The organism is Micromonospora coxensis, assembly GCF_900090295.1.
GTDB classification, from domain to species: domain Bacteria; phylum Actinomycetota; class Actinomycetes; order Mycobacteriales; family Micromonosporaceae; genus Micromonospora; species Micromonospora coxensis.
In genome coordinates this window covers 2237687-2254695 of the sequence record NZ_LT607753.1, presented here as the reverse complement: position 1 = coordinate 2254695, position 17009 = coordinate 2237687, and the positions used below count along the sequence as shown (strand labels likewise).

The window sequence follows — 17009 nt, the reverse complement described above, 5'->3', positions numbered from 1 at the left end:
GCCGGGACCCGACCGGTCGCGGCCCGTCACTCCTCCGGCCAGCCCGCCGGGTTGCTGACCGACTCCCGGGAGATGCCCGAGCCCGTGTCGGGCCAGTCGCCGAAGCGCTCGGCGTGCAGGTGCGCGAAGAAGTAGCACATCCGCTCGCAGTCGGCGTCCAGCACGGCCATCGCCGGGTCGGCGCGCACCGCCTCGTAGAACTCGCGGCCGAGGGCGACGATCCACCCCCGGCAGTAGAGGAACCCGTCGTCGGAGCCGTCGGTCACGTCGTGGACGTCCTGCCGGTCGATGTCGTACAGCTTGCGCTCCACCACCCGGTCGAGGTCGGTCAGCTCGCGACTGGACAGGTCGGCGCAGAGGGCGCGGAGCCGAGCGAGGAACGGGTCCAGCCAGGCGTCCAGGGCGTACGGGTCGACGTCGTCGGCCTCCGGGTCCCGGGCGGTCACGGCCCGGCGCAGTGCCGCCGGCTCCGGCCCGAGCGACGCCCAGGCCGCCTCCACCAGGGCCCAGAACCGGGCCTCGTCCTCGGTCGTCGGCACTCGCGCCAGGTCAGCAGTCTCGGTCACGCGGCGGAGGGTAGCGAGCCGGACCGACACGATCGGGACGGCTGCGTGGTGGGCGTCGTCCGGTCCTCGGTGGGGAGGGTGCGCCCGGCAGGATTCGAACCTGCGGCCTTGGGATTAGAAGTCCCCTGCTCTATCCGCTGAGCTACGGGCGCGCAACATGCAACTCGCGCCAAGAGGGTACCGCCGCACCCCCGCCCGGCGGGGGAACGGGTGGCCGTCCCGGCACGGTGATCAGCGTCGCACGCCACCGCCGCCGTGGTCACCAGGGTTCCGCTGCAGCTCGGTGACGAGGGCCCGTCAGCCGCAGCCGGGTCCCGCCCGCCCCGTACCCTCGGTGCCGTGCTGCTGGAACCGGATGCCGAGAACGAGGTCGCCTACGAGCTGTGCCAGTTGCTCGGGCGGGCGATCCTGCCGATCCGTCCGGCCGGTGACGGCCCGGCCGGCACGGCGTTCCTCTTCGACCATCCGACCGGGGAGTACCTGCTCACGGCGGCGGACGTGCTGACGTACGCCGAGGTCGCGGAGATCGGGTTGCGGCCGAGCGTCACCGAGCCGGCGGGGGTGGCCGCCGATGTGCTGGCCCTGCCCGGCGCGTGGTGGTCGCGCCGGCCGGAGGGCGGGGTGGCGGTGCTGCCCACCAGCGGGCTGCACGACCGGGCGGCGCGGGAGGGCTGGCGCTGGCGTACCCAGTCGGTGCCGGACGCGATCGCGGCCCGCGCGGACGACGTGACCCGGATCGGCGCGGAGCCGGTCTCGGCGATCGTCCTCGCGCTCGGTGTCCGCGACGACGGGTCCCGGCCGCTGGAAGTGGCGGTCGAGCGGGCGGTCCGCGCGGGTGACGGGCTGCGGCTCACCGGCGAGCTGCCGGCCGGCTACGTCGGCGCGCCGGTCTTCGGCGTCGGGGCCGACGCGGCGGGCGAGGTCGGGCTGCGCTGCCTGGGCGTGGTGCTGCCCGGCGAGGGCGGCCACCCGGTGGCCGCCCTCGACCGGGTCGTCACGGGCTGACTCAGCCGCCGTGCGTGGCCCGGGCGGGCTCGTCCGCGTCGGCCGGGGGTCGGCTGCCGGGCACCGTCGCGGGCGCGGTCGGGCCGGCGTCCGTCGGGCCCGCGCCGAGGAAGGCCTCGGCCCACCGCCCGACCTCGGCGAAGACCTGCTGGCGTACGGCGGGGCCGGAGAGTGTCAGGTCGTGCATGCCGCCGTCGAAGCGGGCCAGGGTGACGTGCCGGCCGAGCCGGGGCGCCCAGCGGACCATGTGCTCGACGTCGAGCACGGCGTCGGCGAGGGCCGCCGAGTCGTGCCACTTCGTGCCCTTGAAGCTGCGGGTCGAGCAGGCCAGCAGCACCGGTACGGGGATGTCCAGCCCGGCGTGCAGCTGCCGCTGGGCGGCGCGGATCGCGCGCAGCCAGCCGGCCCGGACGGGGAACCCGGCCAGCGGCTTCCAGCTCAGGTCGTACGTCCAGCTGCCGCGATGCTCGGCGTGCAGGCTCTCGCCGTACACGGTGTTGAGGCCGAAGGGGAGGACGCGGTGCGGCGCGCGACGGCCCAGGCGGGCGACGGCGGCCGCGAGGGGTCGACGGATGACCCAGGGGGCGTTGATGTCGAAGAAGGGGCTGTTCAGGAAGAGCCCGTCGACCAGGCCGGCGTCGCGTCGGGCGTGCGCCCAGAGCGAGATGATCAGGCCGCCGGTGGAGTGCCCCATGGCGAGCACGGTGTCGTGGCCGTCGTCCTCGCGGATGATCTTCGCGGCGGCGTCCAGTTCCGGGAAGTAGTCGCTCAGGTCCCGGCAGAAGTTCGGGGTCTGGTGCGCCAGCAGGCTGCGGCCGTACTTGCGCAGGTCGAGGGCGTAGAAGTCCCACCCGCGCTCGGCGAAGAAGTCGGCCAGGTGGGTCTGGAAGAAGTAGTCGACGTAGCCGTGCACGTAGAGCACGGCCCGCCGGGTGGGGCGCTCGGCACGCCGCCGCACCAGGGTGGCGACCACCGCGCCCTCGTCGTCGGTGCCCAGGTCGATCGTCTGCCGCTCGTACGGCGGCCCCAGCACGTCCGGTTCCACGAGGGCGACGGTACGCCCGGAAGCTACCGGGCGGTAGCCCCCGGGTCCGTCCCCGTCCGCCCGCACCGGACGAACGGGGACGAATCGCGTGTCACTCAGGCCGTCTCGGCGTCGACCCGGTCGAGGTCGGCGTCGGTGTCGGCCACCTGACCCGGACCGGGCTGGCCGATCTCCCGGATGTGCTTGTTGTGCCGGGGCTCCTGCTTCGTCTTGGCGTCGTTGAGCCGCCGACGCAGGTCGTCCCGGGCGTCGTTGAGCGCCGCGCGCAGGTCCTCCTCGCTGGAGGTGGTCACGATCTTCTGCCGGCCGGCGATCCAGCACTCCAGCGTGACCTTCTGCCCCCGCGCCTCGCGGTCCTTGACCGACACCTCCAGCTCGGTGGCGTCGGCGTGGAACGCGGCCAGCCGCGCGTCCAGGGTCGCGAACTGCTCCACGATCCAGTTCCGGTCGCCCTGGGAGAAGCCGGCGCCGACGCGCAGGCACTCGGCGACGGTCGCCGGGTTGGTCACCGCGCTCATCGCCGCACCTCCCGCTCGGTACGGACGGAGCCGGTCGTACGCGGGCTGAGAATCATCTCGCTGACCTTTCTCATCTGACCGCGAGCCGTGCGGCGCTCGGTCGACGTGCCGTGGTGGCCGTGGTGGTGGCCGTCTCTGGTTGATCAATTCCATACCCAGCCGGGATCCTCCTCACTCCCGGTGATCCCGCACCTCGATCTTGGTCGCCCCCTGCGCCCGCCACCCAGGGTCGGTCGGCCCTAGCAGACCGGGACCTTGATCAGGTCCTTGTCCACAGGCGGCCCGGTCGTCCACAGGGCGGCCGGATGGTGCTGCGCCCGGACCTCCGTACCGGCCAGGCTCGGCGGCGAGTCGACTCACCACGGCAGGCCCTCAACCCCTGGGAGGGGACGATGTTCGATACGTACGTGACCATTGTCGGTAATGTGCTGACCGCTCCGGAGTGGCGTCGCACCACGCAGAGCAACACCCTGGTCGCCAACTTCAAGGTCGCCTCGACCGCCCGCCGGCTCGACCGGGACAGCGGCCGGTGGGTGGACGGCAACAGCCTCCGCGTCCGGGTCAACTGCTGGCGCAAGCTGGCCGAGGGGGTGGCCGCCTCGGTGATGGTCGGCGACCCGGTGGTGGTGGCCGGCCGCCTCTACACCCGCGACTGGACCGACGACGCGGGCAACCACCGCACCCTCTACGAGCTGGAGGCGGTCGCGGTCGGGCACGACCTGTCCCGGGGCCGGGCCCGCTTCCTGCGCAACCGCCCCACGCTGACCACCAGCGCCGTGGAGGACGCCGAGGCGGCCGTCCGGGTGCACGGCGAGCCGACGGAGCCGGTGCCGCACGAGCAGGCCCCCGCCTCGCCGGAGGACCGGCCGTTCGACGAGGACTTCGCGTTCGCCGGGTTCGCCGTGCCGCACGCCGGCCACGGGCTGCCCGACGGTCCCGGCTCGCCCGGCGACGACCTGTCCGGCGACGACCTGTCCGGCGACGACCTGTCCGGTGACGTCGGCGGCCCGGCCGGCGACGGGCTGGTGGGCTCGGCCGACCCGTTCGACGACGACGAGGACGGCCGGGCCCACGACGACGACCTCGACCCGGCGCCGGATGACCGGCGCGACGACGACACCGACGCGGGGGAGCCGGGCGACCTCGACCCGGCGCCGGCACAGGCCGCCGTCGCCCGGTCCGGCCGTGGACGGCGCACCCGGGGCCGGGTGCCGGTGCCGGCCTGAGAGCCGGTGGACCCGAGCCCGGGTGACGTGCGCGGTCGTGGCACGGGCGATCCGGGTCGGACGACGCGGGACGGAGGGCGGGGTGGCGACGGCGACGTGGCCACCCCGCGTACGGCTAGGCTGGCCGGCCGGAGGTGGTGACAGGTGCGTCAGGCGACCGCCGTGGCGAACGCGACCGGACTGCTGGCGGGGTACGCCCTGGACAGCCTGCTCGGCGACCCCGCCCGCTGGCACCCGGTGGCCGGGTTCGGCCGGGCCGCCGGTGCGCTGGAGCGGCGCATCCATCGCCCCGACCGTGCCGCCGGGGCGGTCTTCACCGCACTCGCGGTGGGCGCCCCGGTCCTGCTCGGCGCGGCGGCCACCGTGGCCACCCGACGCCGTCCGCTGGCCCGCGCCCTGCTGGTCGCGGCCGGCACCTGGACGGTGCTCGGCGGGCGCACCCTGCGCCGCGAGGCCGAGCTGATGGGGGCCGCCCTGCGCGGCGGCGACCTGCCCGCGGCCCGCGGCCGGCTGGGCAACCTCTGCGGCCGGGACCCGTCCGCCCTCGACGAGCCCGAACTGGCCCGGGCCACCGTCGAGTCGGTCGCCGAGAACACCTCCGACGCCGTGGTCGCGCCCCTGCTCTGGGGAGCGGTCGCCGGCCTGCCCGGCCTGCTCGGCTACCGGGCGGCCAACACCCTCGACGCCATGGTCGGCCACCGGTCCCCCCGGTACGCCCGCTTCGGCACCCCGTCGGCCCGCCTCGACGACCTGCTCAACCTGGCGCCCGCCCGACTGACCGGCCTGCTCACCATCGCCGTCGCCCCGGTGGCCCACGGCGACCGGGGCCGGGCCTGGCGTGTCTGGCGACGGGACCGCGACGACCACCCCAGCCCGAACGCCGGTCAGTGCGAGGCGGCCATGGCCGGCGCCCTCGGCGTCCGGCTCGGCGGACGCAACGTCTACTTCGGCCGCTCCGAGGTGCGCCCGTACCTCGGCGACGGGCCCCGCCCCGAGGCGCGGCACCTCAAGCGGGCCGCCCGGATCTCCGGCGCGGTCGGCCTCGCCGCGCTCGGCATCGCGGCGGCCTGGCCGCTCACCGGGGGCAGGCTGGTGGGCGCCGTGGGCCGGCGCGGATCGGCCGCCCTGGCCGCCACCGTCGCCACGGCCGTCGGTGCGCGGCGGGGGAGGGGCCGGTGAGCGGCGGTCTGCTGGTCGCGGGCACCACCTCCGACGCCGGCAAGAGCGTGCTCACCGCCGGCATCTGTCGCTGGCTGTACCGGCGCGGGGTCAAGGTCGCGCCGTTCAAGGCGCAGAACATGTCGAACAACTCCGCCGTGGTGGTCGGCCCGGACGGTCGGGGCGGCGAGATCGGCCGGGCCCAGGCGATGCAGGCGGCGGCCTGCGGCCTCACCCCGGACCTGCGGTTCAACCCGGTGCTGCTCAAGCCGGGCAGCGACCTGGCCAGCCAGGTGGTGCTCCTCGGCGAGGCCGTCGACACCGTCACCGCCGGCAACTTCCGCCAACTGCGCCCCCGACTCGCCGAGACCGCGTACGCGGCGCTGGCCGACCTGCGCGCCGCGTACGACGTGGTGATCTGCGAGGGCGCGGGCAGCCCGGCCGAGATCAACCTGCGCGCCGGTGACTACGTCAACATGGGGTTGGCCCGGCACGCCGGCCTGCCCACGATCGTGGTCGGCGACATCGACCGGGGCGGGGTGTTCGCCTCGATGTTCGGCACGGTGGCCCTGCTCGACCCGGCCGACCAGGCGCTGATCGCCGGCTTCGTGATCAACAAGTTCCGGGGCGACCTCGGTCTGCTCCAGCCGGGGCTGGACATGCTGCACCGGGTGACCGGGCGGCCCACGTACGGGGTGCTGCCCTGGCACCTCGACCTCTGGCTCGACGCCGAGGACTCGCTGGCGTACGGGCGGGTGCTCGGCCGGCCCGCCGCCCCGCACGGCACCGACTGGCTGGACGTCGCCGTCGTCCGGCTGCCCCGGATCAGCAACGCCACCGACGTCGAGGCGCTCGCCACCGAGCCCGGCGTCCGGGTCCGGCTGACCGTCGAGCCCGCCGAACTGGCCGCCGCCGACCTGGTCGTCCTGCCCGGATCCAAGTCCACCGTCGCCGACCTGGCCTGGCTGCGGGAGACCGGGCTGGCCGACGCCGTCACCGCGCACGCGGCGGCCGGTAGGCCGCTGCTCGGCATCTGCGGCGGCTTCCAGATGCTCGCCCGGGCCATCCACGACCCGGTGGAGAGCCGCCGGGGCAGCGTCCCCGGCCTCGGCCTGCTCCCCGTGGAGATCACCTTCGACCCGCGCAAGACCGTCCGGCAGGCCGTCGGCACCGCCGCCGACGTCGTCCCGGTCCGCGGCTACGAGATCCACCACGGGCACGTCTCCGCCGCCGACCCGACCCTGACCCCGCTGCTCAGGTACGCCGACGGCGGCGGCGAGGGCGCCCGGCTCGGCGCCGTGTACGGCACCCACTGGCACGGGGCGTTCGAGTCCGACGAGTTCCGCCGGCACTTCCTCACCGAGGTGGCCCGCACGGCGGGGCGGCACGGGTTCCGGGTCGCCCCGGACACCGCCTTCGCCGCCGCCCGGGAACGCTCATTGGACCTGCTCGGCGACCTGGTCGAGGAGCACCTGGACACCGACGCCCTGTGGCGGCTGATCGAGTCGGGGCCGCCGGCCGACCTGCCGTTCATCCCACCCGGCGCCCCACCGGCCGCCTGAGCCGGCCGCTGGCCGCCCGTCGGTCAGGGGCGGACGTCGGCGGGGCCGTCGTTGAGCGGCAGTCCCGCCTCCCGCCAGCCCTCCACCCCACCGATCATGTCCGTAGCGTTGCGCAACCCCAGCGCCTGCAGGCTCGCGGCGGCCAGGCTGGAGCTGTACCCGTGTCGGCACACCACGACGATCTCCCGGTCGTAGCCGGTCGCCTCGGGGATGCGCCACTCGCTGGCCGGGTCGAGCCGCCACTCCAGCACGGTCCGCTCGATGACGATCGCGCCGGGCAGTTCGCCCTGCTCGCGGCGCTGTGCCTCGGTGCGGGTGTCGACCAGCAACGCGCCCGCCCGTACCGCCTCGACGGTCTCCAGCGGGCTCAGCCGGCGCAGCCCGGCACGAGCCTGTTCCAGCAGGGCGTCCACGCCCGGACTCATCACGTCATTGAGCACGTCCAGATCATGCCGGTCGCCGGCACCGGCCCACCGGCGAACGTCGCCACCAGCGGCGGAACCCAACTCACGGGGGACACCCACTAGCGTCACGTCCGTGACGGTGGCGGTGGTCGAGGCGTACGCGACGCTGGCGCGGCGGGTGCTGGCCCGGCCGGCGCGGCTCGGGCGTACCCGACTGGTGGCCGTCGACGGGCCGAGCGGCGCGGGCAAGAGCGTCTTCGCCGCGCGCCTCGCGGACGCCCTCGCCGACCTGCCGGGCGGCGCGCGCCCACCGGTGGTGCACACCGACGACCTGCTCGACGGCTGGGACGACCAGCTCACCTTCTGGCCCCGGCTGGTCGACGGCGTGCTGGCGCCGCTGCGGGCCGGCCGGCCCGGCGCGTACCACCGGTACAGCTGGGTGCGGCGGGCCTTCCTGCCCCGGGCGGTGCCGGTGCCGGTCGCGCCGGTGCTGCTGGTGGAGGGGGTGAGCGCGGCGCGGGCGGCGATCCGGCCGGAGCTGAGCCTCGCCGTCTTCGTCACCGCGCCCGCCGGCCTGCGGTCGACCCGCGCGGTGGCCCGGGACGGGGCCGAGATCCTGCCCGAGCTGCGCCGCTGGCACGCCGGCGAGCGCGCGCACTTCGCCGCCGACGCCACCGCCGCGCACGTCGACCTGGTGGTCGACGGCGCGCCCTCGCTGCCGCACGACGACCGCCGCTACTACGTGCGGTTGACCGGCCCGGACGCGGGCTCGGACGGTACGACCCGGTAAGGCCGGCATACGATGCCGGTCATGACCACTCCGATCATGTCCGAGTCCGAGATCCGGGCCGCCGTCGAGCGGGAGCTGCCCGGAGTCCGCGCCGACCTGGAACGCCTCGTCCGCATCCCCGGCATCGCCTTCGAGGGCTTCGACCACTCGCACGTGGAGCGGTCCGCCGAGGCGGTCGCCGAGCTGCTGCGCGGGTGCGGCCTGGACACGAGGATCGTGCGCTCCGGCGGCCAGCCCGCCGTGATCGGGACGAAGCCGGCCCCGCCCGGCGCGCCGACCGTCCTGATGTACGCGCACCACGACGTGCAGCCGGTCGGGGACCTGTCGCTGTGGGAGTCCGACCCGTTCGAGCCGGTGGAGCGCGACGGCCGGCTCTACGGCCGGGGCGCCGCCGACGACAAGGCCGGCATCATGGCGCACGTGGCCGCGCTGCGCGCCTTCGGCGACCAACTCCCGGTCGGTGTGGTCCTGTTCATCGAGGGCGAGGAGGAGTACGGCTCCGACTCCCTGGAGCGGTTGCTCGCCGAGCACCGCGAGGAGATCGCCTCCGACGTCATCGTGATCGCCGACTCCACCAACTGGGACGTCGGCGTGCCCGCGCTGACCACCTCGCTGCGCGGCATCGTCAACTGCTTCGTCGAGGTCCGCACCCTGGACCACGCCGTGCACAGCGGGATGTTCGGCGGCGCGGTGCCGGACGCGCTGACCGCCCTGGTCCGGCTGCTGTCGACGCTGCACGACGACGCCGGTGACGTCGCCGTCGAGGGGCTGATCGGCCGGGAGGGCGCCACCGTCGACTACCCGGAGGACCGGTTCCGCGCCGAGGCCGGACTGGTCGAGGGGGCGTCGCTCATCGGCACCGGACGGATCACCGACCGGCTCTGGACCAAGCCGGCCCTGGCGGTGCTCGGCGTCGACGCCCCGGCCACCGGCGAGGCGCCCAACGCGCTGGTCCCGTCGGCCAAGGCGAAGCTGAGCGTACGGCTGGCGCCGGGCGACGACCCCGAGCGGGCGTACGACGCGCTCCGCGCGCACCTGGAGAAGCACGCCCCGTGGGGTGCCCGGGTCACGGTGAGTTTCGAGCACGACGGGAACCCGTGCGTCATCGACGCGACCGGGCCGATGTTCGACGCCGCCCGCTCGGCCTTCCGTACCGCCTGGGACGGCACCGACCCGGTGGACATCGGCGTGGGCGGCTCGATTCCGTTCATCGCCACCTTCCAGGAGATGTTCCCGCAGGCGGCGATCCTGGTCACCGGCGTGGAGGACCCGCACGCCCGGGCGCACGGCCCGAACGAGAGCCTGCACCTCGGCGAGTTCGCCCGGGTGTGCCTGGCCGAGGCGTTGCTGCTGGCGCGGGTCGCCGAGGCGGGACACCGGGCCGGCTAGTCCGTCACCGCCCGCGAGGTTCGGCCGTCCCGACTGCGGGGCGGCCGAACCCGTTCGGGGGGAGGAAAGGTCGCGGAACCGTAACTTCGGGGTCGATGTCGGAGTTTGCGGTGTGTCGGGCGCGCGGCTGTTATAGCCTCTCGAACATGCGTACGAACGACGTGATGGCGCGGCTCGAAGCCGCCGTGAGTGCTCTGGGGGACGTCGACGTCTCCGCGTGGCCCGAGGACACGCTCAAGGAACAGCTCGGCGAGCTCTCCGCGGCGCTGGTCGCCCTCGACGGCGTGCTCTCCCGGGTCGCCGACGAGGTCCGCGCCCGCGGCCTGCGGATCGAGGAACCTGTCTCCGCCTGACCCCGCCCTGATCGGTCGAACCGGGGCCGGGCCGCGTCCCCGGGCACGGCCCGCCGGATGGCCCGGGTACGGCAATACCCGGGTGGTGTCGGGGGTGGCTGGCAGGATGAGGTCCGTGCGGTTCCTCGACCTGGCAGCCACCTCCGCAGCCGTCGGCGCCACCAGCGGCCGGCGGGCCAAGGTGGAGCTGCTCGCCGCGGCCCTGCGCTCGCTCGACCCGGCCGAGGTGCCGGCCGGCTCCGGCTACCTCGCCGGTGAGCTGCGCCAACGGCAGACCGGGGTCGGCTGGGCCAGCCTGCGCGACCTGCCGCCCCCGGCCGCCGAGCCGACCCTGACCGTCGGCGAGGTCGACGCGGCGATCGACCGGATCGCGGCGGTGCGCGGGCCGGGATCGCAGGCCCGGCGTCGGGAGCTGCTCGGCGCGCTCTTCACCGCCGCCACCGCCGACGAGCAGCGGCTGCTGGTCGGGCTGTTCAGCGGTGAGCTGCGCCAGGGGGCGCAGGCCGGGCTGCTCGCCGAGGCGATCGCCCGGGCCGCGGAGGTGCCGGTCGCCGCCGTACGCCGGGCCCTGCTGCTCGCCGGTGACCTGCGCGCCGTCGCGACGGCCGCACTCGGCGGGGGCGCCGCCGCGCTGGCCGGGTTCGGGCTGCGGGTGGGCCGTCCGCTCGCCCCGATGCTGGCGCAGAGCGCCCCCACGGTCGACGCGGCGCTCGACGCCACCGGCGTCCCGGCGGTGGTGGACGTCAAGCTGGACGGCATCCGCATCCAGGTGCACCGCTCGGGCGACGACATCGCGGTGTACACCCGCAGCCTGGACGAGATCACCACCCGGGTGCCGGAGGTGGTCGCCGCCGTCCGCGCGCTGCCGGCCCGTGAACTCGTGCTCGACGGTGAGGCGATCGGGCTGGACGCGACCGGCCGGCCGCTGCCGTTCCAGCAGACCTCCAGCCGGGCCGCCCGCCGGGCCACGCCCAGCACCAGCGGCGCCAGCCCGGTCGCCCCGGCGGTGCTCGCCGCCGCCGAGACCACCGGCGAGACGGTGCTGACGCCGTACTTCTTCGACCTGCTGCACCTCGACGGCGAGGACCTGATCGACCGGCCCGGCCGGGAGCGGTGGGCCGCCCTGGCCGGCGCGGTCGACGAGTCCCTGCTGGTCGGGCGGGTCGAGGTCGACGACGCCGAGCAGGCGGGCGCGGCCTTCGCCGCGGCGCTCGACGCCGGTCAGGAGGGGGTCGTGGTGAAGGCGCCGGAGGCGCCCTACGACGCCGGCCGGCGCGGCGCGGCCTGGGTCAAGGTCAAGCCCCGGCACACCCTCGACCTGGTGGTGCTGGCGGTCGAGTGGGGCAGCGGCCGCCGGCAGGGCTGGCTGTCCAACCTCCACCTCGGCGCGCGTGATCCCCGTACGGGGGACTTCGTCATGCTCGGCAAGACGTTCAAGGGGCTCACCGACGAGCTGCTGCGGTGGCAGACCGAACGATTCCTCGGCCTCGCCGTGGAGCGCGGCGACTGGGTGGTGCGGGTCCGTCCCGAGCAGGTCGTCGAGATCGCCTTCGACGGGGTGCAGACCAGCTCCCGGTACCCGGGCGGGATGGCGCTGCGCTTCGCCCGGGTGGTGCGCTACCGGGAGGACAAGACCGCCGCCGAGGCGGACACCATCGACATGGTCCGGGCGATCCACGCCGGTCGGGTTGGCGGCTGAGGGCGAGCCGGACCATCCGCCGCGACCGGGCCGGCGCGACGCCGGCCCGCCACCCGGGCGGGGTGTTACGTCAGGCGGGGGTGACCGGTTCGGCGGCCCGGTCGACCGGCGGCCTGGGCTTGTCCAACCCGGCCGCCCGACGGGCCTCCCGGCGCGCCACCCAGCCGTAGCCGACCAGCGTCATCGCCGCGAAGATCCACCACTGGACGACGTAGCCGAGGTTCTGCCAGTTGTTGGCGTGCCCGATCGGCACCGCCCGGAAGGCCGGGTCGTTCGCCGGCGTCTGCTCGTCGAGCAGCAGGTACGCCCCGTGTACCGGGTACGGCAGCTCGCGGGCCAGCTTGTCGAGGGTGACCCGGCGGGTCTCCAGCCGGCCGTCGCGGCGGCCCACGCCGCTGCCGCCGGTCTCCGTGGGGTGCACCCGGCCGACGACCGTCACCTCACCGGTGGGCAGGGCGGGCACCTCTGGCACGGTCAGCGCGCCGCCGCCCGGGGCGGGCGGGATCCAGCCCCGGTCCACCAGCAGGGCGCTGCCGTCGGCGAGCACCAGCGGGGCGAGCACCTCGAAGCCGACCGTGCGGTCGACCGTCCGGCCCCGGACCAGGATCACGTTCGACGGGTCGTACCGGCCGGTGGCGGTGACCCGGCTCCACTCGGCCTCCTCGGCCGGGGCGGGCCCGGCCGTGCCCGCGCCGCCGGTGGGCGCCGGCACCCGGTCACGCAGCGGCGCCGGGGTTCCCCCACTGCCCGCGTCGATGCGCTCGTTGACCGCGGTGCGCTCCTCGTAACGGGCCAGCTGCCAGTTGCCGAGCAGGACCATCACCGCGGCGGCGACCAGGGTCAGCGCGAGGATGCCCAGCCAGCGGGGGGTCAGCAGGAACCGGTACACAGGCACGAGGCTACCCGTATGACCGGGGCCACTGACCGCGACGGCCCGTACCCGGGCCGCCCGGATGCCGCCACGCGTCGGTCCGGACGGGTATGGTCACGCGAGCGGATCGCCGTCCGAGTTCCTCCCGGCCGTCCGTGCGCCACCCCCTGCCTCCTGCGAGGAGTCGATGATGACCGCGGTGCCGCGCCTCGTGCTCAGCGCGCCGTCCTCCGGACACGGCACGAACGCCCTGGCCATCGGCCTGCTCGCCGCTCTCGCCGACCGTGGCGTCCAGGTCGCCGGCTTCAAGGTCGGGCCGGACCTCGTGGACGCCGCGTACCTCGGCCTGGCGGCCGGCCGGCCGGGGCGGAACCTGGACGCCCGGCTGGTCGGGGCCGACCGGATCGGTCCGCTCTTCGCGCACGGCGCCGCGGGCGCCGGGCTGGCGGTGGTCCAGGGCACCATGGGTCTCTACGACTCGGTCTCCGGCCGTCCCGAGGCGGAGTCGACGGCCGCCGTCGCCACCGCGCTGCGCAGCCCGGTGGTGCTGGTGGTGGACGTGACCGCGATGGGGCAGTCGGTGGCCGCCCTGGTGCACGGCTTCCGGTCGTACGACGAGCAGCTCTGGCTCGGCGGCGTGATCCTCACCCAGGTCGCCTCCCCCCGGCACGAGACGATGCTGCGCGAGGCGCTCGACGACATCGACGTCCCCGTCTACGGGGTCCTGCGCCGCCACGAGCTGCCCCCGGTGCTGCCCGCGCGGCGGCACGGGGTGCTGCCGGTCCTGCGCGGCGACGCGGAGGCGACCCGGGCGGTGCGCCGGCTCGGTGAGGCGGTGGCCGGCACGGTCGAGCTGGACCGGCTGCTCGCGCTGGCCCGTTCCGCCCCGGCCCTGCCGGTGCAGCCCTGGTCGCCGGCCGTCGCGCCGGCGGAGCCGGGGGGTGCGCGGCCACCGCTGGTGGCGCTGGCCGGTGGGCCGGGCGGCAGCTACAGCTACGCCGAGACGGCCGAGCTGCTGCACGCCGCCGGGGCCGAGGTGGTCGCCGTCGACCCGCTGCGCGACGAGGCCCTGCCCGCCGGCACCCGCGCGCTGGTCGTCGGCGCCGGCCTGCCCGAGTCGTACGCCCGGGAACTCTCCGCCAACCGCCGGCTCTGCATCGCGGTGGCCGAGCTGGCCCGCACCGGCCGTCCGCTGCTCGCCGAGGGGGCCGGGCTGCTCTGGCTGGCCCGTGAGCTGGACGGCGCGCCGATGTGCGGGGTGCTGGACGCGGTCGGGACGAGCCGGGACGGCATGGTCGTCGGCTACCGGGAGGCGACGGCCCGGACGGCCAGCGTGGTCGCCGATGCCGGGGCGAGCGTGGTCGGCTACAAGCAGCACGCCGCGGTGCTCAGTCCCCGGGCGGGCGAGCACCCGGCGTGGAGCTGGGAGGGCGGCAGCCCCGAGGGTTTCGTCTGGCGGGGCGTGCACGCGTCGCAGCTCGGCCTGCACTGGGCGGCGGATCCGGCGATCGCGACCCGGCTGGTGGCCGCCGCCGGGGTGGCCGAGGGCGTCGGGGCGCCGGTGTGATCGGGCAGGTGGCGGTCCGCCGCTTCCCGGAGCTGACGGTCTCCACCCCGCGTACGGAGGTGCGCCCGCTGCGGGCCGCGGACGCGAAGGCGGTGGACGAGGTCTTCGCCGACCGGCAGACCCAGCGCTGGCTGCCGCTGGCCGAGTCGGCCGGGCAGATCGAGGGGCTGGCCTGGTGCACCGACCTGGCCCGGCAGCGTCGGGACAGCGGTGACGGCGACCACTACGCGGTGCTGCGCCGGGAGGACGACCGGGTGGTCGGCTGTCTCTGGACCCGGCGTACCGACTGGGGCGCCCGGCTCACCGAGGTGTCGTACGCGATCGCCCCGCACGCGCGCGGCTACGGCCTGGCCGCCGAGGCGGTGGACGCGCTGGCCATCGCGCTGATCCTGGAGCACGGCTTCCAGCGGGTGGAGCTGCGGGTCGCGCCGGGGAACACCGCGTCGCGCCGGGTGGCCGAGAAGGCCGGCTTCAGCTACGAGGGCCTGCTGCGCAACGCCGGCTTCGTCCGGGGCGCCCGGGTCGACCTGGAGATGTGGTCCCTGGTCACCGCCGATCTCCGCTGATCGACCGGACAGGGTTCTGCGTCAGGAACCGCACCGTTCCTGACGCAGAGTCCGTGACCACCCGGGCGCGGGCCGGCGGTCAGCCGACGATCGCGTCCGACGGCGGGGTGAACTGGCGGACGGGCTTGCCCTTCAACGCCTCCTTGAGCGTGTTGGCCACCGCCTGGATGGGGATCTGGGACTGCCCGTCGCCGACCGCGTTGAACGGGTTGTCCGGGTCGGAGATGAAGCTGGCCGCCGCGAGTTCCGGGGTGTAGCCGACGAACCAGGCCGACCGGGTGCTGTCCGTGGTGCCGGTCTTGCCGGCCACCGGACGGCCCACCGTGCCCCGGACGCTGTCCGCCGTCGACCAGCCGCCGCAGCTGCCCTTGGCCGGGGTGTCGCCGGTGGGGCAGCGGGCGGCGTCGGTGGCGGCGCGGGCCGCGTCGGCGCTGACCACCTGCCGGCAGCGGGGCTTGGCCACCTCCCGCTCGATGCCGCTCGCGGTCCGGTACGTGGCCGGCGTGCCGTCCCGGTTGGTGATCGAGTTGACCGGGATGGCCTCGCAGTAGCGCCCGTCGGCGGCGACCGCGGCGTAGGCGTTGGCCATCTCCAGTGGGGTGGCGTCGGAGACGCCCAGGGTGAACGCGCCCCACTTCTTGGCCTTGGCCGGGGAGGCGTGCTCCCGGTCCACGTCGGTACGCCAGCGCAGCCCGAGCTGCTCGGCCATGTGCACCGCCCGGTCCGCGCCGACCTGCTCCTCCAGCCAGACGAAGTAGGTGTTCACCGACTTGCCGAAGCCGGACCACATGGTCTGCCGTCCGCTCATCGCCCCGCTGGCGTTGGACGGCGACCAGCCGTCGTACACCTGCGAGGTGTACCGGTGGGGCGAGTCGAACGCGGTGGACAGCGGCATCCCGGCGTCGAGCGCGGCCAGCATCGGGAACATCTTGAACGTGGATCCGGCCTGGTAGCCGGGGAGGCTGCCGCCGCCGAGCAGGGGCGCCACCGTGTTCGGGTAGTTGGCCTTGATGTTGGGGCTGGCCTCCGGGTTGGAGCTGGGCCCGTTCTCGCTGAGGTCCAGCGAGTAGTTGCGGTTGACGGCCATCGCCTTGACCCGGCCGGTGCCCGGTTCGGCGACCACGATGCCGTTGGCGAAGGGGCTGCCGGTGTTCTCCTTGGCGCCGACGTTCTTCTCGGCCGCCGCCTGGACCTTCGGGTCGAGGCTGAGCACGATGCGGTAGCCGCCCCGGCGCAGCTTGTCCATCCGCTCCAGCCGGTTCTCGCCGAAGGCGGGTTGCGCGCTCCACCAGTTCTTCACGTAGTCGCAGGCGAAGCCCCAGCTCTGGTAGCGCTTGTCGATCGAGGCGCAGTCGTTGGCCGGGGTGGTCACCCGGGTACGGATCGGTTCGGCGCGGGCCGCCGCGGCGGCGTCCGGGGACAGGTAGCCGAGCTGGGCCATCCGGTCGAGCACGTAGTTGCGCCGTCCGGTGGCCTCCTTCTGGTCGGAGCTGATCGGGTCGTACGCGGAGGGGGACTTGACCAGGCCGGCGAGGGTGGCCGCCTCGACCGGGGTGAGGGTGGCCGGGGTCTTGGAGAAGAAGATCTGCGCGGCGGCGTAGATGCCGTACGCCCGGTGCCCGAAGTACGCCGAGTTGAGGTAGCGCTCCATGATCTGTTCCTTGGTGAGCTCCTTCTCGATGTCCAGTGCCATCCGCATCTCCTTGACCTTGCGCAGGCTGGTCTGCTGGGTGGCCTCCTGGACCTCCTTCGGGGTTTTGGCGCTGTCGCGCAGCGCCATCCGCACGTACTGCATGGTCAGCGTGGAGGCGCCCTGGGAGACGCCGCTGGAGCGGGCGTTGGCCACGAAGGCGCGGGCGACGCCCTTCGGGTCGACGCCGTGGTGCTGGTAGAAGCGGTTGTCCTCGGCGGCGACGATCGCCTGCTGGATGTGCGGCGACATGTCCGACAGCTTCGTGTACTGCCGGTACTCCTCGTAGAACATGGTCAGGATCGTCTTGCCGTCGGGGGCGTAGAGGTACGACGTCTCGGCCGGCATCGCGGTGCGCAGGATGTCCGTCTTCTGTTCCATGGCGTGCGCGGTGGCCTTCGCGCCGATGCCGGTGACGGCGGCCAGCGGGTAGGCGAGGGCGGCCACGACGAGGCCGGCGATCAGGCCGGCACGCAGGAGCGGAACGGAACGACCAGCGGCAGCAAGGGGTCGGTTGCTCACGGGGTCAAGTTATGACATTTCCGATTCGGAAATGAGAAGAATTCATAAACGGGCCGGAGGGTTCGGCGGTGGTGACGC

At 74.9% G+C, this 17009-nt stretch carries 15 protein-coding genes, 1 tRNA gene and 1 pseudogene; 10 read left to right on the top strand and 7 right to left on the bottom strand.

Going from position 1 to position 17009, the window contains the following annotated elements; genetic code table 11:
* Window positions 1-26 precede the first annotated feature (26 nt).
* Together GA0070614_RS10040 and GA0070614_RS10035 are read right to left on the bottom strand one after the other, a co-directional pair.
* Window positions 27-566: a DUF4240 domain-containing protein gene (locus GA0070614_RS10040; RefSeq protein ID WP_231933601.1), complete on the bottom strand. Its 540-nt coding sequence runs from the start codon at window positions 564-566 to the stop codon at window positions 27-29.
* 79 nt (window positions 567-645) lie between these two features.
* Window positions 646-718: transfer RNA gene (locus tag GA0070614_RS10035), tRNA-Arg, on the bottom strand.
* A gap of 187 nt (window positions 719-905) precedes the next feature.
* Here GA0070614_RS10035 and GA0070614_RS10030 point away from each other — a divergent pair.
* Window positions 906-1571 (top strand): hypothetical protein, encoded by a 666-nt coding sequence (locus GA0070614_RS10030; RefSeq protein WP_088979348.1) that lies wholly within the window; start codon window positions 906-908, stop codon window positions 1569-1571.
* Between the two features lies 1 nt (window position 1572).
* On the opposite strand, the gene GA0070614_RS10025 is transcribed toward GA0070614_RS10030, so the two are convergent.
* A complete protein-coding gene (locus GA0070614_RS10025; protein ID WP_172892403.1) occupies window positions 1573-2616 on the bottom strand; it encodes an alpha/beta hydrolase in 1044 nt (347 codons plus the stop codon).
* A gap of 95 nt (window positions 2617-2711) precedes the next feature.
* Entirely contained in the window at window positions 2712-3134 is a 423-nt protein-coding gene (locus tag GA0070614_RS10020; protein WP_088975699.1) for an HPF/RaiA family ribosome-associated protein, read from the bottom strand.
* A gap of 392 nt (window positions 3135-3526) precedes the next feature.
* Here GA0070614_RS10020 and ssb point away from each other — a divergent pair, with 392 nt between their 5' ends.
* The 3 genes from ssb to GA0070614_RS10005 all read left to right on the top strand — a co-directional run bounded on the left by ssb (window position 3527) and on the right by GA0070614_RS10005 (window position 7080).
* Window positions 3527-4360, top strand: coding sequence for a single-stranded DNA-binding protein (ssb, locus tag GA0070614_RS10015; RefSeq protein ID WP_088975698.1), 834 nt, complete (start codon window positions 3527-3529; stop codon window positions 4358-4360).
* A 144-nt stretch (window positions 4361-4504) separates the two neighbouring features.
* Window positions 4505-5539, top strand: a complete 1035-nt coding sequence (locus GA0070614_RS10010) for a cobalamin biosynthesis protein (protein WP_088975697.1) — start codon at window positions 4505-4507, stop codon at window positions 5537-5539.
* A complete protein-coding gene (locus GA0070614_RS10005) occupies window positions 5536-7080 on the top strand; it encodes a cobyric acid synthase (RefSeq protein ID WP_088975696.1) in 1545 nt (514 codons plus the stop codon). The genes GA0070614_RS10010 and GA0070614_RS10005 overlap by 4 nt, the downstream gene beginning before the upstream one ends.
* Window positions 7081-7103: 23 nt before the next feature.
* On the opposite strand, the gene GA0070614_RS10000 is transcribed toward GA0070614_RS10005, so the two are convergent.
* Window positions 7104-7505 carry a rhodanese-like domain-containing protein gene (locus GA0070614_RS10000; RefSeq protein ID WP_088975695.1) on the bottom strand — a complete coding sequence of 134 codons (402 nt, stop codon included), beginning with the start codon at window positions 7503-7505 and terminating at the stop codon, window positions 7104-7106.
* Between GA0070614_RS10000 and GA0070614_RS09995 the strand changes: the two are divergent.
* The 4 genes and pseudogenes from GA0070614_RS09995 to GA0070614_RS09980 form a co-directional block, all read left to right on the top strand.
* Window positions 7473-8318 (top strand): annotated as a pseudogene (locus GA0070614_RS09995) (uridine kinase family protein); the annotation flags it as partial. The gene GA0070614_RS10000 and the pseudogene GA0070614_RS09995 overlap by 33 nt on opposite strands.
* Window positions 8311-9663, top strand: coding sequence for a dipeptidase (locus GA0070614_RS09990; protein WP_172892585.1), 1353 nt, complete (start codon window positions 8311-8313; stop codon window positions 9661-9663). The pseudogene GA0070614_RS09995 and the gene GA0070614_RS09990, both read left to right, overlap by 8 nt.
* A 146-nt stretch (window positions 9664-9809) precedes the next feature.
* Entirely contained in the window at window positions 9810-10016 is a 207-nt protein-coding gene (locus GA0070614_RS09985) for a hypothetical protein (protein ID WP_088975693.1), read from the top strand.
* Window positions 10017-10122: 106 nt separating this feature from the next.
* Entirely contained in the window at window positions 10123-11715 is a 1593-nt protein-coding gene (locus GA0070614_RS09980; protein ID WP_172892402.1) for an ATP-dependent DNA ligase, read from the top strand.
* Window positions 11716-11785: 70 nt separating this feature from the next.
* Here GA0070614_RS09980 and GA0070614_RS09975 read toward each other — a convergent pair whose 3' ends face one another.
* A complete protein-coding gene (locus GA0070614_RS09975) occupies window positions 11786-12610 on the bottom strand; it encodes an SURF1 family cytochrome oxidase biogenesis protein (protein ID WP_172892401.1) in 825 nt (274 codons plus the stop codon).
* A 166-nt stretch (window positions 12611-12776) separates the two neighbouring features.
* Between GA0070614_RS09975 and GA0070614_RS09970 the strand changes: the two genes are divergently transcribed.
* Both GA0070614_RS09970 and GA0070614_RS09965 read left to right on the top strand, forming a co-directional pair.
* A complete protein-coding gene (locus GA0070614_RS09970; protein ID WP_088975691.1) occupies window positions 12777-14153 on the top strand; it encodes a cobyrinate a,c-diamide synthase in 1377 nt (458 codons plus the stop codon).
* An 8-nt stretch (window positions 14154-14161) separates the two neighbouring features.
* Window positions 14162-14719 carry a GNAT family N-acetyltransferase gene (locus GA0070614_RS09965; protein ID WP_231933600.1) on the top strand — a complete coding sequence of 186 codons (558 nt, stop codon included), beginning with the start codon at window positions 14162-14164 and terminating at the stop codon, window positions 14717-14719.
* A 79-nt stretch (window positions 14720-14798) separates the two neighbouring features.
* Here the strand turns inward: GA0070614_RS09965 and GA0070614_RS09960 are convergent, their stop codons facing one another.
* Window positions 14799-16931 carry a transglycosylase domain-containing protein gene (locus GA0070614_RS09960; protein ID WP_088975689.1) on the bottom strand — a complete coding sequence of 711 codons (2133 nt, stop codon included), beginning with the start codon at window positions 16929-16931 and terminating at the stop codon, window positions 14799-14801.
* Window positions 16932-17009: the final 78 nt, after the last annotated feature.